The sequence below is a fragment of the Pontibacillus sp. ABV4_188 genome, assembly GCF_056311905.1.
On sequence record NZ_CM149975.1, the window covers coordinates 2,219,950 to 2,245,180 of the forward strand.

Sequence of the window (25,231 nt, forward strand, 5' to 3'; positions counted from 1 at the left end):
CCTAAATAATGAGCTTAATAAGGTATCGGATAATACCTACTACATAAGCTGCCACAACCCCAAAAACGATGACCGAACCAGCTAATTTAAACATATTCGTTGCAATCCCAAGCACGATTCCTTCACTTTTGTGTTCAAGAGCTGCACTTGTGATTGAATTAGCAAATCCAGTAACAGGAACTGCTGATCCCGCACCTGCAAACTGTCCAATTTTATCATAAACGCCAAAACCCGTTAGCAATGAAGCGATTAGGATCAACGTTGTTACCGTGTAATTTCCAGCTTCCTTCTCGCTAATATCCATAACGTTCATGTAGAGTTCCGTCAGCACTTGGCCGAATGCACAAATAAGTCCACCCACTAAGAAAGCCTTCATACAATTCCCAAACAGCGGCGGTTTAGGTTGGTATTCTTTAATCGTTTTGTTATATTGCTCCTGATTAAACTTTTCACTCATCATAGTCACCTCATTATTTAACGAAAATCGTCCATTGAAACAATGATCCTGTTATTTTGCCTAACACGATCGCCATTAAAAACCATAGTAGGCTTCGCTCTAATCCGATACGCCTTGCTAATATTGGAAAAACATTCAAAACTTCTGTAAGCGCAGCTGCTAACATCCCTATAAACACTCCGTGGAACAACCCCCAAACAGAACTTAGTAGATCCGGAAAGCTAAAAGGGACATCATTAAATGTTAAAAACGTTCCCATTAACACCCCAAGTACAACGCTTGCTTCATAACATTTGGTATATCTGGAACTTTTACTTAACTGAATGAGTCGAGGAATAATACCAAGTACCGTCAAGAAAGCAACAAACCCCGCTCCTACCGCAAGCCCTCCTGCTAATCCTATAAATAGTTCAATCAGTTGAGTCATGATTCTTGTAGTCCTGATTGATTTGGTTTTCGTGATAAGATACATACTGATCGAGATCCTGCTGATATTTGTGCATCTCAATTTCAAGTGGGCTTGGCTCTTCATTAATCCGCTTCTTAAACAAGTGGTTAAAGAACAGAATCATTCCTACACCTAACCCGACAGAGTATGGAATTTGAAGCCATAGCGGGTGTTTTAATTGATCACCCGTCAGCAAAAAATGCAGATGTTGGTGCACTTCCTCCATGCTAACGTCAAAATGAAAATTCATAATTGCCATGCCAGCACCAATGAACAATAACAACCAAATTAAAATGACATATAAAAAAGCAGGTTTCTTTCGTTTAGATGGGATCATGACAATGGTTTGATTTGGCCCCATAGGTTGAAATTCGGCATCTTTGAACGTTTGACTTAGTTCATAAATGACTCGAAACACATCAATAATGACTATATTCTTATCTTGTTTCGAAACAGTGTGGATCACCACGCGGTTTAGCTGTTCAGTTAACTTCTTACTAGCAGAAATGAGCGCTATATCAGATAAGTAAATAACCTGATGTGGATATCCGTTTATTTTTTGCCTCAACCTGATATAAACAACCTCGCTCATCTTCCACCCTCCTTAACAAGAATTATTTATAATTAGTATGAGTTTCTCTCACTAGAATCATGCGTTTACATGTTATGTAAAATGAGAGCAAGTAAAAAGGTGTTTCCTCATGATGAGGAAACACCTTTTTACTCGTTCATTTGATTTTTTATAAAAGCTAAAATTTTCTTCTCAAGCCTTGAGACTTGTACTTGGGATATACCAAGCCTTTCAGCCACATCTGATTGTGTCTGATCTTTGAAATATCGTAAGTAAATGATTAAGCGTTCTCGTTCGTCTAAGGATCGAATCGCCTCTTCTAAAGCCATCTTATCAAACCATTTTGTATCCTGGTCTGCAATTTGATCAAGCAGGGTAATCGGATCACCGTCGTTTTCATATACTGTTTCGTGGATGGAATGCGGAGCTTTTGAAGCCTCCTGAGCTAACACAACATCTTCTGCCGAAATATCTAATTCTTTGGCTAGTTCCTGAACAGTAGGAGCGCGCCCATAGACTTTGGTCAGTTCATCTTTTTTCTTCCTTATTTTATTCCCTGTTTCTTTTAAGCTTCGACTAACTTTTACACTGCCATCATCACGTATAAAACGCTGGATTTCACCGATAATCATCGGAACTGCATAAGTGGAAAACTTAACATCATAGGAGAGATCAAATTTATCTACCGACTTTAACAAACCAATACAACCGATCTGAAACAAATCATCTGGATCATAACCCCGATTTAAAAATCGCTGTACAACCGACCATACTAAACGCATATTCTTCTCAACAAGGATATTCCTCGACTCCTGATCACCTTGTTGACTTAATGCAATATACGCTTTAACTTCTTGATCCGATAATTGTTCATGTTTTTTATTTTGTTTTAATTCCACATCCATACGCATGACCCCTTAATTACATAAGGTTTTGCTTTTTTTTAGGTGCTTAACCAACCGAACTGTCGTGCCTTTGTCAGGAATTGATGTGATATCCACTTCGTCCATAAAGTTCTCCATAATTGTAAACCCCATCCCAGAACGTTCTAACTCCGGTTTTGATGTATATAGAGGTTGTTTGGCTTCATCTACATTTTCAATTCCCATCCCTTCATCCCAAATCGAGATAGAAACCGTTCCTTCTTCTATTTCACAATCAATATGAACCAACCCTTCCCGATAGCCATCATAACCGTGAATAATAGCATTCGTAACCGCTTCAGAAACTACTGTTTTAATTTCTGTAAGCTCATCCATTGTTGGATCTAGTTGTGTAATAAAAGCCGCAACCGTTACACGTGCGAATGATTCATTCTCACTTAAGGCAGAGAATTGGATATGCATTTCATTCTTCATTAGGAAGCCACCCCCAACGTTTCAAGTGCAAACGCTTCGTTTTCTTCTAAACGAATAATTTTAAACAACCCCGACATTTCAAACAATCTCTGAACAGCAGGAGAGATAGAACAAACCACCATCTCGCCACCTTGTTGCTTAACCTCTTTATATCTTCCTAAAATGACACCTAATCCTGAGCTATCCATAAAGCTTAGCGCTTCTAGGTTTAGAATCACGTGCTTTAGATTCTGCTTTGATAAGATGTCCTGCCAGTCGTTGCGTAAATTTTCTGCTTCATGATGATCGAGCTCACCAGATAAGCGAACCAATAAGACGTGCTGTTTAGTTTCAAAGTGAACTGAAAGACTCACTGGTATTTCCTCCTTGTTAATGGGTTAATGAGTCTTTCTTCTTTTTTATGCCTATTTCCTGCTCCATGACAAAACTAGTCTTGGTTCGAGTAAAGGTCTTATATTTAGCGTTGTTTCACCATTTCACTCATAGAGCGCTTAAATAACGTCCAAACTCCTGCTTTTTCAACCGTTTCATTTACAACTACGTTCGTTTTAGATAAGGGTTTACCATTACTTGTAATCGTAAGTGTCCCTACTGTTTCACCTTTTTGAATCGGTAACGCTAAATCCTTGTTATACACCAATTTTTCATCTACGTTCTCGATTTTTTGACCTTTTTTCTTTAATACAGACACAGATTCACTTGTTACTACATCAACTTTCGCTTTAGCCGCTCGTATATTTTTAAGTGTATCGACTGGTTGATGACGTTCATATAATGACTCTGTTTCATAATGATTAAATGCATAGTCAAGCATAGCTGATATATCAGCATTTCTATCTTTCGGAGTTTCTGCTCCCATAACTACTGCAATGACTCTCATATCGTCTTTCTTCGCCGTTGCTGTTAGACAATACATTGCTTCTCGTGTGAAGCCCGTTTTCAAGCCATCTACACCAGTATAAAATTTAACAAGTTTGTTCGTATTCACAAGCCAGAACTCGTTATCTGTACCTTTTCTTAAGTAATCTTCATAAATACTTGTGTATTTAGTAATTTGTTCGTGCTTTAACAATTCTTTAGACATCACAGCCATATCATGGGCGGTACTGTAATGATCACTAGCTGGTAAGCCAGTAGTATTTTGAAATTTTGTATCTGTAAGACCTAGTTCTTTGACCTTTTGGTTCATTTGCTTCACAAATGCCGCTTCGCTACCAGCAATCCTCTCTGCTAACGCAACAGAAGCATCGTTCCCAGAGGCCACAGCGACACCTTTCAGGAGTTCTTCTACTGTCATTTCTTCACCAGGCTCAAGGAAAATTTGCGATCCTCCCATAGATGCAGCATATTCACTTGCACGTACTTTTTCGCTTAACTTTAGCTTCCCTTCATCTAAAGCTTCCATTATAAGAATCATCGTCATAATTTTTGTCATGCTAGCAGGAGGAAGTGACTCTCCTGAGTTTTTCTCATAAAGAATCTCACCTGTATCACGCTCTAACAGAATGGCTGACTTTGCACTTTCTACCAATTCCGGACCTGACTCCTCTTTCGCATTAGAGACAGGTGCAAACATTGTCATTATCATTGTCATCAAAATGAACCAGACACCTATTTTTTTCATAGAGGTCCCTCCAATCTTTATGTTAGCTATTTTTTCCAAGAGAACAGAATATATAACAACAAAACCAAAAAATCTTTACTTCACCCTTTTAAAGAACTAAATGGTGCCTGGCACCATTTAGTCCTTTAAAGCGATCTAGCATATAAAAAAAGCTCAATGCTAAGGCACTTGATATAAGTGCACTCAACATTGAGCTAGTTTAAGAATGAGTCTTATTTATTTTCTGTTACCATATCATGAATAAGAGTTGGAGCTTCTACTTTATTCGTTGTGATTGTGATATTCTCGTAAAGCTTTTGTTTTACGTCTTCTACATCCTGTTGGTTTGAATGTATAGTAAGAAGTGATTCTCCCTCTTCTACATAATCGCCCACTTTTTTATTTAAGTAAAGACCTACTGCTAAGTCAATTTCGGATTCTTTCGTTGCACGACCAGCACCAAGCATCATTGCCGCTGTACCAAGTTCATCTGCTACGATTTCTTCTACAAACCCTGCTTCTTTAGCCTCAAGCTCAACCTTATAAGAAGCTTCTTTCATAACACTTGGATCTTCAACGACACGCTCATCTCCACCTTGAGATTGTAAGAACGTTGCAAACTTCTCAAGGGCTTTTCCGTTGTTCATGTTCTCTTGAAGTTTCTCACGTGCTTCATCTAAGGTAGCAGCCTTACCTGCTAATACAACCATTTGACTACCTAGAGTCAGGCAAAGTTCTGTAAGGTCTTCTGGACCGTTTCCTTTAAGTGTGTCGATCGCTTCATTTACTTCTAGCGCATTCCCGATTGCACGCCCAAGAGGCTGGCTCATATCAGAAATAACAGCCATCGTATTACGACCTACACGATTTCCGATTGCTACCATAGCTTCTGCTAAAGCCTTCGAATCCTCTAAGCTCTTCATGAATGCTCCAGCACCTGTTTTAACATCTAATACAATCGCGTCTGCACCAGCAGCAATTTTCTTACTCATGATCGAACTTGCAATTAAAGGAATGGAGTTAACGGTAGCCGTTACGTCACGCAGACCATAAAGCTTCTTATCAGCAGGTGTTAAGTTACCTGTTTGACCAATTACAGAAACTTTGTTTTTGTTAACAAGCTCAATAAATTCACTTTTATCAATCTCTACGTGGAACCCTGGTACCGCTTCAAGTTTATCGATTGTACCACCTGTATGACCCAAGCCACGTCCACTCATCTTTGCAACAGGAACATCAAGTGATGCCACAAGAGGTCCTAAAATTAGGGTTGTTGTATCTCCTACACCACCAGTAGAGTGCTTATCAACTTTAACTCCTTCAATAGCAGATAGGTCAATTGTATCCCCACTCTTCACCATTTCCATCGTCAGGTTAGCACGTTCTTCATCGTTCATATCTTGGAAAAAGATTGCCATGCAAAGGGCGCTTGCCTGGTAGTCAGGGATTTCACCTTTCGTGTATCCTTCAATGAAATAAGTGATTTCTTCTGTTGTTAGCGCTTGTCCATCACGTTTTTTAGCAATAATATCGTACATTCTCATGTTTATATTCCCCCAGTATCGTCTTCACATTTAGAGTGATTTTGTAAGTTCTTTAACAAAGTTTAAAAAGTCCTGACGCACTTGTTGTGTTGTTTCAATTACCTCATCGTGTGTTAAAGGTTGATCCAATATACCAGCTGCCATGTTAGAAATACAAGAAATACCAAGTACATCCATTCCAGCATGATTTGCTACAATTACTTCTGGCACAGTTGACATACCAACAGCATCTCCACCCATTGTACGTAGCATGCGCACTTCTGCGCCTGTTTCGTAAGAAGGTCCAGTGTTTCCTACATATACACCTTCTTGCACTTTAAGACCAAGTCGATCTGCACAAGCTTTCGCATGATTTGTAAGCTCTACATCATAAGCTTTTGACATATCTGGAAAACGAGCACCAAGTTCATCATCGTTCTTACCAATAAGTGGATTGTCCCCCATATTATTAATATGATCTGTAATAATCATAAGATCTCCTGGTTTAAAGCTTTCATTAATTCCACCTGCGGCGTTTGTAACAAATAACGATTCAACGCCAAGTTGTTTCATGACGCGAACCGGGAACGTCACTTGCTTCATATTATAACCTTCGTAATAGTGGAAGCGTCCTTGCATCGCAATCACTTGCTTGCCTTCAAGCTGTCCAATCACCAATTGACCTTTATGTCCAGCTACTGTCGATTGAGGAAAATGAGGGATATCACCATAAGGAATGGTTACAGCATCCTCAATTTCGTCTGCTAATACGCCAAGGCCAGATCCAAGGATCATCCCAACAGTCGGCTGTTGGGATAACTTTTGTTCAATAAATTGTGCTGCTTCTTTAGTTTGTACTGCGTTCATGTGTAGGTCCTCCCCTTACTTTAGATCGTTTAAGAAACTCTTACCGTGTTCAGGCATTTTAATGTTAAAGTTCTCTGCAACTGTAGCACCAATATCAGAGAATGTTTCACGTAGAGGTAACTCTTTACCTTCCTCAAACTGCTTGTTATAAACAAGTAGTGGGACTAACTCTCGCGTATGATCTGTGCCATGGTGTACTGGGTCATTACCATGATCCGCTGTGATGAGTAATAAATCATCTTCTTTTAGTTTGTCTAGTACTTCTGGTAGGCGTTGGTCAAATGCTTCTAGAGCTTGACCGTACCCTTCCGGATCACGACGGTGTCCATATTTCGCATCAAAATCAACAAGGTTTAAGAAATTTAATCCAGTAAAGTCCTTATCCATGGATTGAACCAATTTGTCCATGCCATCCATGTTATCTTTGGTACGAATCTCTTCTGTAACACCTTCTCCATCGTAGATATCGGAGATTTTACCCAGAGCAATTACGTCATAGTTTTCATCTTTCATCTCATTCATCACAGTACGGCCGAATGGCTTTAGCGCGTAATCATGACGATTAGAGGTTCGTTCGAAATTGCCTTCTTCACCTACAAATGGACGAGCAATAACACGACCAATCATATATTTCTCATCTTTCGTTAATTCACGTACCATTTCACAGATTTCGTAAAGTTCTTTAACAGGTACTACTTCTTCGTGAGCAGCAATCTGAATTACAGAATCTGCGGATGTATAAACAATAAGAGAACCTGTTTCTACATGCTCAGGTCCTAATTCGTCTAGGATGGCTGTACCTGAAGCGGGTTTGTTTCCAATAACTTTACGTCCACTTCGCTCTTCAATCTCATCGATCAATTCCTTTGGAAATTCCTCAAATGTTCTGAACGGGGTATCAATGTAAAGGCCCATAATCTCCCAATGCCCTGTCATTGTATCTTTCCCATTAGAAGCTTCCTGCATCTTCGTGTAATGAGCCAGCGGCTTGTCTGCTGGGTCGATCCCCTGAAGAGGACGGATGTTGCTAAGACCGAGCTTGCCCATATTCGGCATATTAAGTCCCTTCATATGCTCAGCAATATGTCCTAACGTATCAGCGCCCTTATCATTAAATTGTTCTGCATCTGGGGCTTCACCAATCCCTACCGAGTCTAATACGATTAAAAATACACGTTTATATTGTTCCATTAATTCGATCCCTCCTATAAAGTTTACATTCCCTTAATGAACAAAACTATGCAGTTCATGAAGAGTGGTATGATGTCAGACATCAATTTTTTGGAAAAAATTACGCTCTTGGATGATAAGAGCGGTAAATGTCTGTTAATCTCGCTTTTGACACATGCGTATAAATTTGTGTAGTAGAAATATCAGCATGTCCAAGCATCTCCTGTACAGCTCGAAGATCTGCTCCATTCTCTAATAAGTGCGTAGCAAAAGAATGACGCAATGTATGGGGTGTAATTTCTTTCTCAACACCGACATCTTTCGCAACCGCTTTCAATATCTTCCAGAATCCCTGTCTAGATAATGGGCGGCCATGATGATTAACAAACAATTCATCTGTTTGGTTTTGCTTTACGAGTTCAGACCTCGAACTAGATAAATAGATTTCCACCGAATTTTTAGCCATGTTACCAAGCGGAATAATTCTCTCTTTTGAACCTTTCCCTAAGCATCGCACAAACCCCATCGTCAAATGTAGGTCGCTTACTTTTAGAGATACTAGTTCTGTAACTCGTAGACCTGTAGCGTAAAGCATTTCTAACATAGCTTTATTTCGAATCGATAAAGCATCTTGCGCGTCCATAGCCAGCAAAGCATCTACTTCCTTCATAGATAAAATTTTCGGAAGTTTCCTCTCTTTCTTCGGTGTTTCAATATGTAAGCTAGGATCTGACTGAGCTAGCTGTTCACGTACAAGAAATTGATGGAAAGCCCTAATAGAAGAAAGCGTACGAGCAATAGTAGACTGTGAACGGTTAAGATCATTTAAATGGTGCAGATACTGCATAATATGCGTGCGGGTAATCATACGAACGTTTGAAACCTCAGTATTTTTTTGCAAAAAGGTAACATACTGAGTAAGGTCTCTTTCGTAAGACATAAGGGTATTGTGAGACAACCCTCGTTCAATCTTTAAATAATGAAGGAAATCTTTACGCTCATCTTCCATAAACCATTACTCCCCTAACCGGAAAAAGATCGATAACCGATCTACAATTTGTTCTTCTTCCCACTGAAATACTTTAACAGCTTTACCCTCAGGCTCATCATAACGATGAATCTGTTCGTACTCATCATTCATCATACGCAAACCAAAATAAAATAATAAAGTACACGCTGTAAAAATCACAAAGATTTTTATTGTATCTTTTATTAGTTGTACTAAACGCATCCGCACATCTCCTTTAGCGCTTATGTCCTTTAGTACAAGATATGCCAGAATTTCGGTAAAATATACGAGAAATCTAGTGAAAAAAAGAGAAACACATGATAAAAGTAACCGATTTCTTTTCATTTGTAAATAGAAATAAACGGATTGGCATGTTTTATATGAGAGAATAGGCGAATCGACGATGGATTAGAACGGTAATGATCATTTTCCTTGGAATTACAAATAAAAAACCTTTCTTCCAATAGGAAAAAAGGCATTCACACATTATGATTTTACTGTTACAACCTGGCATTTCTTACAGATGCCGTGAAACGTAAGTCTGTGGTCCTTAACTTGGAAACCCCAATCACTTTCAACCTGTTTCTCTACATCGATCAGCAGGTCTTCTTCAATTTCTTCAACAGCACCGCATTCCACACAAACAAGATGGTGGTGAAAATGTTCTGCCCCTTCTTTACGCAAGTCGTAGCGAGAGACTCCATCTCCAAAGTTGATTTTATCGACGATCTTTAATTCAGATAATAATTCTAATGTACGATAAACCGTAGCAAGCCCTATTTCAGGTGCTTTTTCTTTTACGAGGAGGTAAACGTCTTCTGCACTTAAGTGGTCCTCTTCATGTTCGAGCAAAACACGAACCGTTGCTTCACGCTGCGGCGTTAGCTTGTAGCTCTGGGAATGGAGCTGTTTTTTTATTTTCTCTATGCGTTGTTCCATGACTGGTCCCTCCCTCGTATATCCAACTTTCATTATAAGGAGATATAGAGAAAGTGTCAAATTATAAAAATTACAATCTATTAATTAGAATGGTTATCATCTAAAAATTTTAAGATCCATAAATAAATTCTACTACAGCCTTCAACGCTCCAGGCGATACATAGGACTCTATGATCGATGCAATGCTTAACACCCCAAACAAGATAACAAATATTGCTCCGTACCTCATTAAAGGCGGCAATAACGGCTGATGCCCCTTCTTTGCCATGAGCTTTTGAAGTAATGTAAATGAAAAAATCATCGCAATGCTACCTGCCATAATATAGACAGGAATGATAATCAAATTTTGGGGGGCAATCGAAGCCGCTGCCATGAACAACCCTTTCCACCCCATTTGATTAACTAGAAACCCCACTGAAAATCCTACGACAATTCCTTTCATAAACAGCAAAATCCAAATAATCGGCATACCGATCACTGACATACCAAGAATGAAAATGAGTAGCAAGTATTTCATATGGTAAAAGAAACTACTCTTTAAAAGACTTTGAGAATCACTTACCGTCCCACCCATCATTTGTTCAAAGAATTGATCAAGATAAAAAAACAAATCCTGCTTTTGAATGACGTTCATACTATTTACAATGACAGCTCCAAAAACGATGCCTATTAAAAATAACAAGCTAGTAAATACGTATATACTAGCATTTTCACGAACGTGTTGAGAGGCGGCGTGTCCTTTGGCGTACATGAGAATCCTCCATTTCTAGCGATCTGTTCTAGTTATTAGGTATTCTATGAAGGATTCTCTTAATATAGACCAAGTAAGAGAGATACTTTTCTATCTCTTTTTCTTTATTCTTCCGTACGTACCTCCACCACCTGCTTCAACCGCCACATGCCCTGAACGGTTTTGTACAATTGTATACGCTAGTGAGGATGGCACAATCGTTTCTAACTCTTCCTTAGAACAATAATGGAGAATATTCATTTCTGTACCAAAGGCTTTCAATAACTTCTCCAGCGTTTTTGGACCTAATTTCGGTAAATACTCTAGTGGAATTTGAGGAATGTAGGGAGGCCTTTTTCTCGAATGCCCCTCCCCCTTCTTCAACTCACCAATCCGGTCCGCCACACCTTTCACTACAGACGCCTCATCACATTTACAATTCTCAGGGTCTTTTAAGCACGTAAGACAAACAGTAGTGTAATATTTGCCAAGCAGAGGATTCATTCCATAATTAGCAACTATTCTTCTCCCCTGCTGTTCGTGAAGGGAGAGCAGTAATTCTTCAAACGTACATTGTTCCATTTTAATGCTTTGGTACTCTCGAGCGATCTTAGGAAGCGAATGGGCGTCTGAATTTGTCAAAAAAGGATACGGAGAAAGCTCTTCAATCCCTCCTGCCATCGAACTATCTGCACTTAAACCAAGTTCAACACCATCAATCAATCGGGGATCAAGTACTTCCTTAAGAGACTCTATAACCCCTTTCCCATATAAACTTTTAAAAGGAGTAAAAATGTGGGCAGGAATAAATACGCCCCCTTCAGCTTTCACATAATTCTGAAGGTCGCGCGCTGTTCCATACATCCGCTGGGAACTTAACGTTATATTCGTAACTCGTTCGCTAAACCAAACCGTGAAGCGTTGTATAGCTTCCATGGTTGGAAAATAACATAAAACATGGATTGGCCCCTGACAATTCTCATCGTACACCTCCACTTCACAACCTAAAAGAAGAGTTAAAGGACCATAACGAATACCACCTTCTGGGAGCTCCACCGCCTTTCCTTCTTCTATAAGGCGAAGGATTTCTGACTGGACATTAGGTACATGACTGTCTATTACCCCTACCATGTCTAAGCCTTTTTGGTAGGCAGCATGATCCACAATATTTGTAAGAGTCAATTGATCAGATGCAGTAATTTTAACCGGATCTCCGTAAATCGTTCTTCCAATATGAACATGAAGATCTGCAAAATACGTCCGCATTACCACATTAAACCTTCTAGCTTCACATAAAGAAGGGCATAAGCTGTTTTTGCATCCCAAATTCTTTGTTCCTTTTCCATCGCTTCCGCTTCTTGTAATGATGCTTCTATCAACTCTACAAATTCATCGTCATCTCCATCTAATCTGTTCTCTGCTTTCTTCAAATCTTTAGCGAGATATAAATGAACGATTTCATCTGCAAACCCAGGTGATGTAGAGAATGAGGTAACAAATTCAAGGGATTCAGTAGTATATCCCGTCTCTTCTTCTAACTCCCTTTTTGCTGTCTCATCAGGATTTTCCCCTGGCTCTAGTTTTCCAGCCGGTATCTCTACCACTGACCGCTCCAACGCTTTCCGGTATTGCTCAACAAAGACCATTTTCCCTTCTGGGGTAATAGGAATAATCGCCACAGCACCAGGGTGTTTGATGAGTTCTCTTTTTGATGTATTCCCGTCGGGCAATGAAACATCATCCACCTGAAGAGAAATTACCTTCCCTTTATAGATTGATTCAGTATGTACGGTTTTTTCTTCGAATTTTTTCATCAATGTAGCTCCTCTCAAGAGTTGTAAGTGTATTGCTTATTTTAACTTCCCCTATTTTAGGGAAAAGGTGTAACAGTTGAGTCTTCTAAAGAACCATTTTAAAATGAAACTACCTTAGTCAGAAAGGATGATAGATTTTGAATAAACGACAACTAGGTTCTTCTAATTTGATGGTATCAGAAATCGGATTAGGTTGCATGACTTTAGGAACAGATGAAAAGAAAGCAACAGACATTGTCAATCGCGCCCTAGATGCAGGGATTAATTATTTAGATACGGCAGACTTATACAACTTCGGTCGTAATGAAGAAATTGTCGGTAAAGCTATAAAAGGAAGAAGAGATGAAGTTATTTTAGGAACAAAGGGGGGCAACCACTTTGACCGAGACAAAGAAGATTGGTATTGGGACCCTTCAAAATCCTACATTAAAGAAGCAGTGAAAAATAGCTTACAACGTTTAGGTACAGATTATATTGATCTTTATCAGTTGCACGGTGGAACGATTGATGACCCAATTGACGAAACGATAGCCGCATTTGACGAATTGGTCCAGGAAGGGCTCGTCCGTTACTATGGAATCTCTTCTATCCGACCGAACGTGATCCGTGAATATGTTAAGCGTTCAAATATTGTGAGTGTTATGATGCAATACAGCCTATTAGACAGGCGCCCGGAAGAAGAAATCCTGGATTTGCTAAACGAAAATCAAATTAGCGTCTTGGCTAGAGGTCCTTTGGCTAAAGGAATGCTTAGTAATAATGGCCTCGACAAAGTTCAAGAAAAAGCACAAGAAGGCTACTTATCCTACTCTCAAGAAGAAGTGAAACATATGGTCGAACATTTATTAGGTCATTCTTCTGAAGAGCGCTCGTTACAAGCGTTAGCTTTACAATACGTCTTACAGGATCCTACTGTTTCCACTGCTGTGTTTGGAGCAAGTTCCCCTGAACAATTAGAGCGAAACCTTTCTATGTTAGAAGCTCCTCCTTTAACAGAAGATGTATATGCGCAACTTCAACAAATTACACGACCAATCGTTTATCAGAAACACCGCTAACCAAAAAACCATTCTATTGCAAAAAGCTCCTCACATTGTGTGAGGAGCTTCTTTGTCAGTAAGCGTGTACCTTAGTCTTATTATATTCTTGTTTATTTAAAAAGGATATTCCCTGTATTCAGATTGAACACTAATCCATTTAACAGTTGTAAATTTATCTATAGCCCATTCACCACCGAACCGGCCAATTCCAGATTGTTTCTCCCCACCGAAGGCCACGTGACCTTCATCATTAACGGATTGGTCATTAATATGAATCATCCCTGTCTCAATACGCTTGGCCACTTCAATTCCTCGGTATCGATCCGTTGTAAAGATTGAGCCGCTTAAGCCATAAGGTGAATCGTTCGCAATCTGGATTGCTTCTTCTTCGTCTTTCACCTTAATCAGTGCAGCCACTGGGCCAAAAATCTCATTCTTAGCAATTGGCATATCATTCGTCACGTTAGATAACACCACTGGATGCATAAGGTTACCTTCCACCTTACCTCCTAGTAATTTTCGTGCTCCCTGATTCACACTTTCATCAACGTCTTGTTGGATCCGCTCCACAGCTTCCTTATTAATCACAGGACCAACTACTGTATCATCATCAGCAGGGTCTCCTGCTTTTAGACTCTCTACCTTATTCTTAAAGGCTTCTGTAAACTTATCATATATACCCTCATGAATAAGGATACGATTTAGTGACATACATATTTGCCCTTGATGCAAGAATTTACCGAATGCAGCCGCTTGAACAGCCTGGTCAATATCAGCATCCTTTAACACGAGCATTGCATTATTTCCGCCTAACTCTAAAGCTGTGTCTTTTAAATGTTTACCTGCTAACTCCCCAATATGACTACCTACTTCAGTGGACCCTGTAAAGGAAATTAGTTTTGGAGTTGAATGTTCAACGAATGCATCGCCAATTTCAGAACCTCGTCCCACTACTACATTAATAACACCTTCTGGAAACCCTGCTTCATGGAACAAGTCGGCGATTAATGTACCAGATGTGACTGGTGTATCAGAAGCTGGTTTTACCACAACCGTATTCCCCGTTGCAATGGCTGGCGCAATAGAGCGAAGCGCTAAGTGGAACGGGAAGTTCCATGGTCCAATTACACCGATTACCCCTTTTGCAGAACGGTGAACATAGTTGTCTTTACCTGGGACATTCGACGGAAGAATAGTGCCTTCCATACGAGTCGGAAAAGAACTGGCTTCCTTCACAATCGCAAGAGCCGCTTGAAATTCCACTTGTGATTTAATTTTTGTACTTCCGGATTCTTTAACAAGCCATTCGACGATCTCTTCTTTTCGATCATTCATAATCTTAAGCAAACGATCAAAATAAGCTTGTATCTCCCCAGGCTTTAAGGCCGCCCAACCCGATTGCGCTTTCTCCGCATAGTCGTACGCCTCATTTAAATCATCTTCATTAGCCGATTGAATCGTATGAATTAACTTGTTTGAATATGGATTATAATTTTGTACTGTCTTTTCACTAGAACCTTGTTTCCATGTTCCATTTATATATTGTTGAGTAAATGATGCTGTCATTGTATTGCCTCCTCAAAATAGATTGCTCTCTTGGTTTATCCATTTTCCCTCGAATTAAAACCATTTTGAGCCTATTCATCCTTTTGAGAGAATGTTTTCGTTAACTTAAATTGAGCGTAAGGTGGGCCTGGAAACCACTCGCTTTCCTGTGGGGAGCTGGTGAGCCTCCTCACCCGGCAAAGCCGGGCTCCGGGGTCTCACCTAGGCTCTTCTGCCCACGGGAGTCTCGCAGTTTCCAGGCCCACCTTTGCCATATGGGAATGAACGAAAACATGCTATAAAAGGTGACATCAGACCTCCTAATGCAAACAGCGGGGCCGTTCACCTCTTTAAAGCCAGGGTTGGCTCGGGGACTGCGAGACTCCCGCGGGAAAAGGAGCCTAGGGAAGACCCCGCAGAGAGCGAAGCGTTTGAGGAGGCTTCCCAGCTCCCCGCAGGAAAGCGAGTTGTCCCCGAGCCAGCCCAAGCACTCATCAAATGTAACGGCCCTCTTTCAGCTGAGGTCTTATGCAGAAGAGTCAACTCAGCAATTGTAAAGGTAGGGTTCGTTCCTTTGACCCACTTCAAAGGAAACCACTAGCGTTCTTATGTACTAACGACAAACACCGCATGTATGGTATAATTAGGAAAGATCTCGTCTCTCTATATGAAAAGGGTGGTCGGCTAACCCCTATCCGAAAGGGGGTGATGCCTATCGACGCATATCAAGTCATCATGGTGATGTTTTCATTTGGTATGTTCGTCCTTTCGCTTCTTAGCTTTGTTGTGAAAATCGTGACAGAGTTATTAAAGCATAAAAAATAGACCTCCCTTCACACGTTTATGCAGGAGAGGTCTATTCATATGGGCCGATCCTCTTAAGTAGAGAGAACGTAGATCATACGACCACAGTTGCAGCTGTGGTCGTTTTTATTATATGCTTTCTACTCTTATAATACCACATCTTTACAGAATGGAAACACGTATTTACCGGTTACTTTTTAAAACTTTTCCAATCAAGATTGCTATCGTTCAGTAACTCTTCAAAGCTTTTGTTCGCTTCACGTTGTTTCCGTTCCTCAATTCGCTTTTGTTTTTCTTCTTCTTTCCGCTTTTCTTCTTGCTTCTTTAAATCAGCTTTTTTAGATTGAAGCTGCTTAACAAGATCATCTTGAAGCAGATCTTTCAATGTACCTTCTTCTTCTTGTCTCTGCCTTTTCTTACTCAACAAACTCCACTCCTTTTTGAATAACTCTAGATGATAACGAGGCATTTAGCATTTGGTTCGGACTCTTTAAACGGAACAAACGCCCTGTCCATTCTAGCTTCATCTCTGGTTCGAAAAAGGTTTTTTGTTGTTCGTCTATAACAATTTTGTACTGGTCATTCTCTACCACTTCATCATATTGTGTTGTTTCATTTGTGAAATACATAATGCGCACGCCATTTACTCCGCACCCACAACCTTCTATATCATAATAAAGACGTAAGATAGGATGACCTTCTATTTGTAATAATCGTAACTGTTCTAGTGCTTCGTCCATTATTGTTAATTTCATTTTAATACCACCTCTTGTCTCTTTTTATCTTATAAAATCATAACATGTTGAGCAAGAGTTTCGATTGTTCTGTATAAATCGCCTATATCCTTGATTTAAATTTTGTGCGTACTATACAAAATACGAATATTTCTTCCAGGAAGAAGGGTATAGCGTATGAAATGCATAATTATGATATCGAAACAGAAAAGATTTCAGGAGGAGATAAAGATGAAGTTGCAAGTGCAAAAACCAATCTTTGCAGAGTCGGCAAGTCTTTTCGTTACTACCATAAGTGAGTTCGAAGATACGGTACTATTAAAAAAAGACCATTGGGTAGTGGATGCTAAAAGTCTACTTGGGGTGTTAGCTGTATCCTTACAACCAGGTCAATCCGTTGAACTCGATGTCCAAGGAACTAACGAAGAAGCAATTAAACAATCTCTTATTGAAAAAGAATTGTTTAAAGAAGCATAATTAAATAATTGATTAAACAAAAGTGACCCTTATTGGTGTGCCATTCATCAGCACTCCCATTTAGGGCCACTTCTTTTTTACGGGGCAGTTTTTTGACAGAGTCTTTTATTGAATGAGTTACACGTTTCAGTGAACACTCCCCATGAGCCTCTTGGCTACTCCGCAAAATGGCCGCCTACAAGCTTACTGCGATGCTTAGCTGTACCGGCTTTAGTGTAAGAAACTGCTCGTAAAAGAGCGTCGTTTCCATACTTGTTCCGAATCTCATCCATAACATAACCAAGGTCCCTCTTTTTATCACGATCTTGCTCAAATAAGCTAAGCTGCATGGCTTCATCTTCCGTAATGTTTGAAAGACTTATGGAAATTTTGCGAACTGTCTGATGTGAATAAAACTCGTTAAACAACTGCATACACACATCATACATTTCCGTCGTAATATTAGTGGGAGAGTCAATGGATTTTGAACGATGAAATCCCCCACCCCCTTCATCTTTACTATACCCGAGCCCAAGACTAACTGTTCGACCAGCTTTACGGTAAGCACGTGCTCGCTTTGCTACTTCTTCACACATTTCCAAGATTACGTAACGAACTTCTTTCGGATCTGGATAATCTCTCATGAGAATTTGACTTTTCCCAAAGCTGATCTGCCCTTGCATAATCGGTGCACCAAGCTCAGACAGATCTACCCCATTGGCGTGATAATAAAGTTGATTTCCCATTACACCAAATCGCTTCTCAAGTTGCTCTAAAGAAAAAGTAGCAAGCTGCCCGACAGTTGTAATTCCTAATCGATTGAGTCGCTTCTCCATCCGAGATCCAATTCCCCACATTTCACTTAAAGGAGAGACTGGCCACAACTTTTTCTTTACATCTTCATACCCCCAATGAGCTACTCCTGTTTTCTTTGCTTCTAAATCCAGGCATAGCTTTGAAAGAAGCATGTTTGGACCAATACCGATCGCACACTGAAGGTGAAATGTTTCAAACAACTCTTTTTGAATCATTCGAGCTACTTCCTCTGCATCTCCCCATAATCGCTCCGTTCCCGTTACGTCGAGAAAACTTTCGTCCACACTATACGTATGAATAGCTTCCTTTGGCACATAGCGATTAAAAAGTCGTGTGATTTCTGTTGAGATATGCAAATAAAGCCTCATCTGAGCAGAGACTAAGTGGATTCTAGGATCATCTGGAATTTCAAATAACCGGCTCCCTGTTTTAATACCAAAGTCTTTTTTTAGGGCTGGAGAAGCTGCCAGCACTACACTCCCCGGCCGTTTCAAATCTGCCACCACCGCCAGATGTACCTTCATTGGATCTAATCCTTTCATTATAGCAGCACAACTGGCATAGAAACTCTTCATATCCACACACAAAATACTACGCTTTGGAAACGATTGATAATCGATCATCGCATTCATACGAGGTCCTCCTATTACGAAACCGAATGTTTGTTCGCGTTATTTGTTACTCTTATTATGCGAATGTTCGTTCCCTTTTTCAAGTGGTGATGTTTTCCTTTTTTCGACATCCCGCCCGCACTAACATGCCTCAGTCTCGAGCCTTCATCATCCTTTCTTGATCCCCCACAGACACAGTTCATTCCATAAAAAAATCCTCACGTGATGTGAGGATTTACTTCTTCTCGAATTGTTTACGCATGAGTTTCTCTGTAAGGCCGGGCATGAGTTGGTATAGCTTAGAGCCAGCTTCCATCCATGAGGGAAGGTTAATCTCTCGTTTAGAGGTAAATAAGTGCTTAACTACTTTTTGTGCTACGGTGTCAGGGTCTAACATAAATCGTTCTACGGATTTTTGATAGTTTCCTTCAGGGTCTGCTTGGTCGAAGAAGTTTGTACGCACAGGGCCAAGGTTTACTCCTGTTACATAAACTCCTTTAGACTTCACTTCCAACCGTAAAGCGTTCGTAAATCCTAATACTGCATGTTTTGAGGCTGCATAACCTGATGCTTTAGGAGTGGACATCTTTCCGGCTTGAGAAGCGATGTTTATAATGTGACCTCCCCGAGCAATGAAAGAAGGAAGGATTGCTTTCACGCATTGAATCAAACCTAGCACGTTGACTTGAAACATTGATTCGTATTGATCAAGTTCTGTTGCCTCTACAGAATCAAAAATGCCAAAGCCAGCATTGTTAATTAAAGCATCGACATCTCCTAACGTTTCCTTAATTGCATGAAATGCTCTATTAATGTCTGCCCGGTCAGATAAATCACATGAATACGTATACCCTATGACACCTGTATCCTTTTCTATCTGTTCGACAATTTGTTTCAATCGTTCTCCTCGGCGGGCTAGTAGGATAGGAACTCCCCCCTGCTTAGCCACATGCCAAGCTATACGTTCGCCTATCCCACTTGAGGCGCCAGTAATAATAACTTTCTTGCTGTTTAGCGTGTTTGTCACATGTATCACCTATTTTGCTTCATAATAATAGATCCCATCTTCTAAGTGTACACGAACACGACCTTCTTCTTCCAGAATATCAAGTTGCCCTACCGTTTCAGACATGGTTAAACCAAACTGTTTCTTAATATGTTTTGGGAATAATTGTTTGCACACTTGAAACGGGGTAAGAGGACCTCCTTCTAGCATGTGATAGACCTTATCAGAACGGTACTGTTGCTTATTTAAACGCTCCCTAATAAGCTCGTTCGGATAGGAAAAAATTGGACCGTGACCAGGATAAACTTCTCCTATATCCATATGTAGACACCTTTTAAGTGTCTTTTGATACGTGACAAGCGGACGAGGCCGTTCTCCCCCAGGCTTCCGGGGTGGCTCTAACAAAGGGTTAGAGGAGATGTGATATAACAAGTGATCCCCGGACATCATAGACTGATCAGCAGACCGGTAAAAAGATAAGTGACTCTCTGCATGACCTGGTGTTTCAAGACAAACCCAATCTGAATGTCCCGGTATACAATCACCTTCTTGAAGAGACCGGGTTAAAGTCCCTTTGGCTACATACTTAAGTGGATCTCGCAAATGCTTAAAGAACGCTTCATAAGATTGATCTACACCAAACTGTTTATATAGCGTATGGAAAAAGGTTTGGAATCGAGAAAGAAATGCTTCATCTCTTTCAAGCCAATTCCTATTATCTTCATGCCCATAAACCCCTTCCAAATGGTCAAAGCGATCAACTAACCCGATGTGATCAGGGTGATGGTGCGTGAGAACAATTTGATTGATATCTTTCGGACTGTAGCCGAGAGAACCCAATTGTGACTCTAGCGCGTTCCAAGCTTCTTCTGTTTTGACCCCTGCATCAACTAAAGTTAGCAATTCCCCTTTTAATAAATACGTATGAACATCGCCTACTGCGAAAGGCGTTGGAATTGAGAGCTGATAAATTTTATCTGATGTTCGAACCATAAAGAACCCCCACACACTGAATGTTCATTCAGTTTTTCTTCTATTGTACCCCTTTCACCCAAATTTGTCATGAACTTGGAGGAAAAAGGGAATGAACAGCTCTTCTTTTTGAAACAATAAAACAGCTAACAGAAAAAAAGTAAAAAAAATATTTTTCTTTTAACTACTTAATTATCCGCATCCCTCTGTCCATACCAGTACGATAAGGAAAGAAAAAGCATGCACCACTAACTAACGGCCTCCAGCCATCACACTAACGCTTTGATGCAATAAAGAATGTGAGGGGTAACCTTATCATGTTCACATGGAGTGGAAAGAGTCCTTTACATAAAAATGGGAGTACGTATTATTTTGATTTTTATGAACATTCGACAAATTGCGCATTTTACAATAACCCTTTAAATCAGACATAAGTTTATCTATACTTCTTTAGTACTCAAAACGATAAAATAAATTGTTTGAAAAATCACAAGAAAAAGAAAGGGAGATCCAACTATGGAGGATACTCAAAAACGCGGTTGGGTAACTAAGGCCCTCGATGTCATCGAGCGAGTCGGAAATAAACTTCCCCATCCAGCAACACTTTTTGCTATATTAGCAGGGCTAATTATTGTAGTCTCAGGAATCATGGCAGCCATTGGCGTGACGGTAGAAGACCCTATTAAAGGTGAAACTGTTACTGTCTTCAACTTAATGTCTTCAGAGGGAATTCAGTATATATTTGAGAACTTTGTAACGAACTTCACAGGTTTCGCGCCGCTTGGAACGGTACTAGTAACAATGCTTGGTATTGGTGTTGCAGAACGCTCTGGACTTATTAGCGCTATGCTTCGCGGCCTTGTTACATCTGTACCAAGTTCTATGATTACAGCTGCACTAGTATTTGCTGGTATTATGTCAAGCATGGCAGCTGATGCTGGTTACGTTGTTCTTGTTCCTTTAGGTGCTGTGCTATATGCAGGACTAGGACGCCATCCATTAGCAGGACTAGCAGCAGCATTCGCCGGTGTGTCTGCAGGTTTTAGTGCGAACTTATCATTAACAGCTCTAGATCCTTTACTTGCTGATTTAACGATTGAAGCTGTTAAAAACTCTGCTTTCCCTGAGTACGCTGGTCAAATTCAATACACAATGAACTACTTCTTCATGGTAGGTTCTGTCGTTCTACTAACAGTAGTCGGCACATGGGTAACAAACCGATTTGTTGAACCTCGCCTTGGCAATTACCAAGGGGAAGTGGAAGAAGAAATTAATTACTTAACAAAAGCAGAGAAAAAAGGTCTTATTCTTTCGTTCCTATCTCTTCTTGTTACGTTAGGCTTATTATCTTTACTGATTGCATTTGAGTGGTCACCACTTCGAAATAACGAAGATATTCTGATGTCACCATTCTTCTTCAATCTTGTTCCAAGCATCTTCTTGGCATTCTTTATCCCTGGCCTGGTATACGGAATTGTTACGAAGAATATTAAAAACGATAAAGATGTCGCAAATCAGTTAAACGAAACAATGGAAACGATGGGCTCATTCATTGTTCTATCCTTCTTCGCTGCCCAGTTTGTTGGATTCTTTGCAAAAACAAACCTTGGACGCATCTTAGCCATTAAAGGTGCCGAATTTTTAGATAGCACAGGAATTAATGATTTCCGCGTTGTCATCCTATTTATTATTGTTGCTTCTCTCATTAACCTTGTTATGGGAAGTGCATCTGCAAAGTGGGCCATTATGGCACCTGTATTCGTACCTATTATGATGCGTATCGGATACAGCCCAGAATTCACGACTTTAATTTACCGTATTGCGGATTCCACAACGAACGTTATTTCACCACTTATGACGTATTTCGCAATTGTAATTGCCTTTGCTCAAAAGTATGACAAACGCGTCGGTATTGGAACCCTAATTTCTACAATGCTTCCATACTCCATCGCCTTCTTTATTGCTTGGCTAATCATGCTTATCATTTGGGTTGTTGTTGGTATTCCAATCGGACCAGACACTGGTATTTACTTTGACGGAGATATGTGGAAATAAAACACAAAAGTCCAGCTCAATAAATTGAGCTGGACTTTTTATATGGAACAGTAGATGAAAGACCGATCCTGTAAAACACCTATATTATGATTTCAATAAAGTATGAATGGTTTCAGATATAATCTCTGGTAATTGTTCAAAGCTGTACGATAGCTCCAATCGCTCAGACCACTGATGAGGGTCCTTCCCTCTTGGACCTACATTTAGAATAGGCATTCTTAACATCGATAACCGTTCATTTGATAATTCGAACCCATTACCATGTAAAGGCATATTTTCAAGGAGTGTATTTAATTTAGTCTCAGAAGTTGGAGGCCCTATAAAGCTAAGATCTGATAATCCAGGGAAGAATTCCACTTCTTCTAACTTTATTTTGAATTTGTCTTCTGTGTAGTCCTTTACATGCTGAAGAGTGTCTTTGATATACTTATCTTCTTTTGAAGACACAGATGGGTAAAACGGAGGGCTATAAAACAACACAATCATGGGTGCTAGATCCTTACATAGTGAAGCAAGTTCTTGAACTAATAAAGTTGAAAACTCCCGGTCCCCTTTATCTCTTTGACTAATAAGAAGGTTCCTTCTTCTCTCTACTTCTTCTTCCCCAAAACGCTCCACCGCCTCATCATATAATTCTTCATACGTAAAAACTCGAACAGGCCTTTCTGGTATGTGAATCCCTGGTTTCTGTTGTAAGAATGCTCGTGCTTTAGAGTTAAAATGCTCACTTGTTTGACCACTTGCCCGATGGGCGGCTTCTAGCAGCTTATTATGGATGTCCTTGGTTGACTGCTTTAAGTAAAGAACATTGTACATGGCCACAGCCGCTTGAGGAGTCTGAACAGAATATTCATCTTTTAAATCCCGCTGCATTAAAGATATAGGAGGGGGAGTTGTTTCCTCACCTACTGTTTCAATAAAAGCTTCATTTAATTCCAATTCTTGAGCGAGGTAACTCACCATTAAGTTTGCGTTTAATCCTGCGAAGGGCTCTCCAACATGTGTCTCCTTTCCATAACACAAGAAGCCAGGAAGGAGCTTTCCAATAGACCCTGAATACACATATTGACGTGGATCACCAGGATACTGACTAAACATTGGCTCTCCATTGAGACACGCTTTATAATTCAAATTCTCTTGTTTCTGAATTTCTTGAAGTGCTGGTAACGCCTGAAGCATTCCTAATGAGTTAACCTCCTCATCCGGAACGGTTAAAAGGAGTACGTTCCCTTTAAACTCTCCCTCCATTGCACGCTCAAGCATTGACATATGCAGAGCGATCCCGGCTTTCATATCCATGATCCCCCGGCCAAAAAGCCATTCACCATTCTTTATATCTTGTTGAATAGCTTCCGGAAGCTCACCTTGCATTCGCTCATATTCTTCCGTTAAACCGCGCGGATAGAAAGCTAAAGGTTTTTTAGACCCGAAATCATCTACCCCTACTACATCAAAGTGGCTTAGTAAAATGACTGTATCTTGCATATTGTCTTGTTTTACAAGTGCCGTCACTAATTGTCGACCGTCTGGTAAAGGATGGAGCTTTACATGATTTGGGTGTTCTTTGAAATAAGGTTTTTCCATAAAACGCTGGTGGATATGCTCAGCGAGGGCTATTTCTGCTTCACTACCAGTAATACTTGGATACTCAACTAATTGACAGAGTAGATCAACAAGCTGCTGCTTTGATTTCCAATCTGACATGATCCCACTCCTTCCCCACTCGGGCAAAAAATTATTCACTATTCAGATATTTACGCAATCTTATCATAATACATTCTTTAACAGAAACTAAATTGACTTTTACCATTAGATGGAACACAATCAATATGGACTCTAATTCAGGAGGTGCTATTGTGCAAACTTTCATATTTGCTCACAGAGGTGCAAGTAAATTGGCCCCAGAAAATACAATGGCCGCATTTACCTTAGCGCAAAAGATGGGTGCAGATGGTATTGAGACGGATGTGCAATTAACAAAGGATCAGGTACCTGTCTTAATTCACGACGAAACCCTTCACCGAACAACTAACGGTGCTGGATATGTAAAAGATTACACATTCGAAGAATTAAAGAAGCTAGATGCCGGAAAGTGGTTTAGTGAAAAATACGCAGGAGAAAGACTTCTGGGATTACAAGAGTTTCTAGAGTGGGTCTCAACTACATCACTTTCTCTAAATATTGAATTAAAAAACAACATTATTGATTATAAAAATATTGAGGATAAGGTACTTGACCTTATAAAACATTACGGAGTTACAGAAAGAACGATTATTTCGAGCTTTAATCCTAATAGCATTAAACGATTTAAACGATTATCAAAGGAGATTGAATGTGCTTGTTTAACGAGCAGGCGACCGAAAGATCTTAAAACTCTTATTGAACAAACAAGAGCCAACGCGTTACACATTAACTATAACGCTTTAAGTAAAGGGTTGATTAAAGAAGCAAAGCGCCTCCACCTTCCTGTTCGAACGTATACAGTCAATCGCCCATCGAGGCTAATGCGTGCCTACAAACTTATGTTGGATGGCATTTTTACAGATGTTCCCCATTCTGCCATTGAATATAGAGAATTATATTTACATAAACACAAACGATAATAAGTGAGCGCTTAGCTCACTTATTTTTATTTGGTTTAATCTTGTTAATTATTTTTAATTATTCTAAAAAACAAACAGAAAACGCATACAATACATTTAT

The 25,231-nt window shown here is 39.9% G+C and carries 28 protein-coding genes; 5 read left to right on the forward strand and 23 right to left on the reverse strand.

The window, feature by feature from the left end; genetic code table 11:
* Position 1 precedes the first annotated feature (1 nt).
* From spoVAC to ACYX4O_RS11480, 16 genes are all read right to left on the reverse strand, one after another.
* Positions 2–460 carry a stage V sporulation protein AC gene (gene spoVAC / locus ACYX4O_RS11405; RefSeq protein WP_476350984.1) on the reverse strand — a complete coding sequence of 153 codons (459 nt, stop codon included), beginning with the start codon at positions 458–460 and terminating at the stop codon, positions 2–4.
* Positions 461–470: 10 nt separating this feature from the next.
* A complete protein-coding gene (locus tag ACYX4O_RS11410) occupies positions 471–887 on the reverse strand; it encodes a stage V sporulation protein AB (protein ID WP_476357095.1) in 417 nt (138 codons plus the stop codon).
* Entirely contained in the window at positions 868–1,497 is a 630-nt protein-coding gene (locus ACYX4O_RS11415) for a stage V sporulation protein AA (protein WP_476350986.1), read from the reverse strand. Before ACYX4O_RS11415 ends, ACYX4O_RS11410 begins: the two co-directional genes overlap by 20 nt.
* 128 nt (positions 1,498–1,625) lie before the next feature.
* Positions 1,626–2,381, reverse strand: coding sequence for an RNA polymerase sporulation sigma factor SigF (gene sigF, locus ACYX4O_RS11420; protein WP_188650423.1), 756 nt, complete (start codon positions 2,379–2,381; stop codon positions 1,626–1,628).
* 12 nt (positions 2,382–2,393) lie between these two features.
* Complete coding sequence (gene spoIIAB / locus ACYX4O_RS11425; protein ID WP_476350989.1) at positions 2,394–2,834, reverse strand: anti-sigma F factor; 441 nt, start codon at positions 2,832–2,834, stop codon at positions 2,394–2,396.
* A complete protein-coding gene (gene spoIIAA, locus ACYX4O_RS11430; protein ID WP_036779570.1) occupies positions 2,834–3,187 on the reverse strand; it encodes an anti-sigma F factor antagonist in 354 nt (117 codons plus the stop codon). Before spoIIAA ends, spoIIAB begins: the two co-directional genes overlap by 1 nt.
* Before the next feature lie 104 nt (positions 3,188–3,291).
* On the reverse strand, positions 3,292–4,458 hold the full coding sequence (locus ACYX4O_RS11435; RefSeq protein WP_476350991.1) for a D-alanyl-D-alanine carboxypeptidase family protein: 1,167 nt from the start codon (positions 4,456–4,458) through the stop codon (positions 3,292–3,294).
* A gap of 212 nt (positions 4,459–4,670) precedes the next feature.
* A complete protein-coding gene (locus tag ACYX4O_RS11440; RefSeq protein WP_476350993.1) occupies positions 4,671–5,981 on the reverse strand; it encodes a pyrimidine-nucleoside phosphorylase in 1,311 nt (436 codons plus the stop codon).
* A gap of 30 nt (positions 5,982–6,011) precedes the next feature.
* Positions 6,012–6,827, reverse strand: coding sequence for a purine-nucleoside phosphorylase (locus tag ACYX4O_RS11445; RefSeq protein WP_476350995.1), 816 nt, complete (start codon positions 6,825–6,827; stop codon positions 6,012–6,014).
* 15 nt (positions 6,828–6,842) lie between these two features.
* Complete coding sequence (gene deoB / locus ACYX4O_RS11450; RefSeq protein ID WP_476350997.1) at positions 6,843–8,018, reverse strand: phosphopentomutase; 1,176 nt, start codon at positions 8,016–8,018, stop codon at positions 6,843–6,845.
* A gap of 100 nt (positions 8,019–8,118) precedes the next feature.
* Positions 8,119–9,006 carry a site-specific tyrosine recombinase XerD gene (gene xerD / locus ACYX4O_RS11455; protein WP_476350999.1) on the reverse strand — a complete coding sequence of 296 codons (888 nt, stop codon included), beginning with the start codon at positions 9,004–9,006 and terminating at the stop codon, positions 8,119–8,121.
* A 6-nt stretch (positions 9,007–9,012) separates the two neighbouring features.
* Complete coding sequence (locus ACYX4O_RS11460; protein WP_036779586.1) at positions 9,013–9,228, reverse strand: YqzK family protein; 216 nt, start codon at positions 9,226–9,228, stop codon at positions 9,013–9,015.
* A 264-nt stretch (positions 9,229–9,492) separates the two neighbouring features.
* On the reverse strand, positions 9,493–9,945 hold the full coding sequence (gene fur / locus ACYX4O_RS11465; RefSeq protein ID WP_188650436.1) for a ferric iron uptake transcriptional regulator: 453 nt from the start codon (positions 9,943–9,945) through the stop codon (positions 9,493–9,495).
* Between the two features lie 109 nt (positions 9,946–10,054).
* A complete protein-coding gene (gene spoIIM, locus ACYX4O_RS11470; protein WP_476351002.1) occupies positions 10,055–10,696 on the reverse strand; it encodes a stage II sporulation protein M in 642 nt (213 codons plus the stop codon).
* Between the two features lie 90 nt (positions 10,697–10,786).
* Positions 10,787–11,941, reverse strand: a complete 1,155-nt coding sequence (locus ACYX4O_RS11475) for an endonuclease Q family protein (RefSeq protein WP_476351004.1) — start codon at positions 11,939–11,941, stop codon at positions 10,787–10,789.
* A complete protein-coding gene (locus ACYX4O_RS11480) occupies positions 11,941–12,489 on the reverse strand; it encodes an NUDIX domain-containing protein (RefSeq protein WP_476351006.1) in 549 nt (182 codons plus the stop codon). The genes ACYX4O_RS11475 and ACYX4O_RS11480 overlap by 1 nt, the downstream gene beginning before the upstream one ends.
* A 137-nt stretch (positions 12,490–12,626) precedes the next feature.
* On the opposite strand from ACYX4O_RS11480, the gene ACYX4O_RS11485 reads away from it, so the two are divergent.
* Complete coding sequence (locus ACYX4O_RS11485) at positions 12,627–13,547, forward strand: aldo/keto reductase (protein WP_476351008.1); 921 nt, start codon at positions 12,627–12,629, stop codon at positions 13,545–13,547.
* A gap of 96 nt (positions 13,548–13,643) precedes the next feature.
* Here ACYX4O_RS11485 and ACYX4O_RS11490 read toward each other — a convergent pair whose 3' ends face one another.
* The gene (locus ACYX4O_RS11490; RefSeq protein ID WP_476351010.1) at positions 13,644–15,095 is read right to left on the reverse strand and encodes an aldehyde dehydrogenase family protein; all 1,452 of its coding nucleotides are present in this window, start codon (positions 15,093–15,095) and stop codon (positions 13,644–13,646) included.
* 687 nt (positions 15,096–15,782) lie between these two features.
* On the opposite strand from ACYX4O_RS11490, the gene ACYX4O_RS11495 reads away from it, so the two are divergent.
* The gene (locus ACYX4O_RS11495) at positions 15,783–15,899 is read left to right on the forward strand and encodes a putative holin-like toxin (protein ID WP_255687396.1); all 117 of its coding nucleotides are present in this window, start codon (positions 15,783–15,785) and stop codon (positions 15,897–15,899) included.
* A 169-nt stretch (positions 15,900–16,068) separates the two neighbouring features.
* Here ACYX4O_RS11495 and ACYX4O_RS11500 read toward each other — a convergent pair whose 3' ends face one another.
* Positions 16,069–16,302 (reverse strand): YqkE family protein, encoded by a 234-nt coding sequence (locus ACYX4O_RS11500; protein ID WP_476351012.1) that lies wholly within the window; start codon positions 16,300–16,302, stop codon positions 16,069–16,071.
* Positions 16,295–16,633, reverse strand: a complete 339-nt coding sequence (locus tag ACYX4O_RS11505) for an iron-sulfur cluster biosynthesis family protein (RefSeq protein WP_476351014.1) — start codon at positions 16,631–16,633, stop codon at positions 16,295–16,297. The genes ACYX4O_RS11500 and ACYX4O_RS11505 overlap by 8 nt, the downstream gene beginning before the upstream one ends.
* Before the next feature lie 210 nt (positions 16,634–16,843).
* Here ACYX4O_RS11505 and ACYX4O_RS11510 point away from each other — a divergent pair, with 210 nt between their 5' ends.
* Positions 16,844–17,089, forward strand: a complete 246-nt coding sequence (locus ACYX4O_RS11510) for an HPr family phosphocarrier protein (protein WP_476351016.1) — start codon at positions 16,844–16,846, stop codon at positions 17,087–17,089.
* 155 nt (positions 17,090–17,244) lie between these two features.
* Here the strand turns inward: ACYX4O_RS11510 and ACYX4O_RS11515 are convergent, their stop codons facing one another.
* The 3 genes from ACYX4O_RS11515 to ACYX4O_RS11525 form a co-directional block, all read right to left on the reverse strand.
* A complete protein-coding gene (locus ACYX4O_RS11515) occupies positions 17,245–18,507 on the reverse strand; it encodes a Y-family DNA polymerase (protein ID WP_476357097.1) in 1,263 nt (420 codons plus the stop codon).
* Between the two features lie 223 nt (positions 18,508–18,730).
* Positions 18,731–19,522, reverse strand: a complete 792-nt coding sequence (locus ACYX4O_RS11520; RefSeq protein WP_476351018.1) for an SDR family NAD(P)-dependent oxidoreductase — start codon at positions 19,520–19,522, stop codon at positions 18,731–18,733.
* Between the two features lie 9 nt (positions 19,523–19,531).
* Positions 19,532–20,494, reverse strand: coding sequence for an MBL fold metallo-hydrolase (locus tag ACYX4O_RS11525; RefSeq protein ID WP_476351020.1), 963 nt, complete (start codon positions 20,492–20,494; stop codon positions 19,532–19,534).
* A gap of 495 nt (positions 20,495–20,989) precedes the next feature.
* On the opposite strand from ACYX4O_RS11525, the gene ACYX4O_RS11530 reads away from it, so the two are divergent.
* Entirely contained in the window at positions 20,990–22,528 is a 1,539-nt protein-coding gene (locus ACYX4O_RS11530) for an AbgT family transporter (protein WP_476351022.1), read from the forward strand.
* Positions 22,529–22,612: 84 nt separating this feature from the next.
* On the opposite strand, the gene ACYX4O_RS11535 is transcribed toward ACYX4O_RS11530, so the two are convergent.
* Entirely contained in the window at positions 22,613–24,232 is a 1,620-nt protein-coding gene (locus ACYX4O_RS11535) for a M20/M25/M40 family metallo-hydrolase (protein WP_476351024.1), read from the reverse strand.
* A gap of 152 nt (positions 24,233–24,384) precedes the next feature.
* Here ACYX4O_RS11535 and ACYX4O_RS11540 point away from each other — a divergent pair, with 152 nt between their 5' ends.
* On the forward strand, positions 24,385–25,131 hold the full coding sequence (locus tag ACYX4O_RS11540; protein ID WP_476351026.1) for a glycerophosphodiester phosphodiesterase: 747 nt from the start codon (positions 24,385–24,387) through the stop codon (positions 25,129–25,131).
* Positions 25,132–25,231 lie beyond the last annotated feature (100 nt).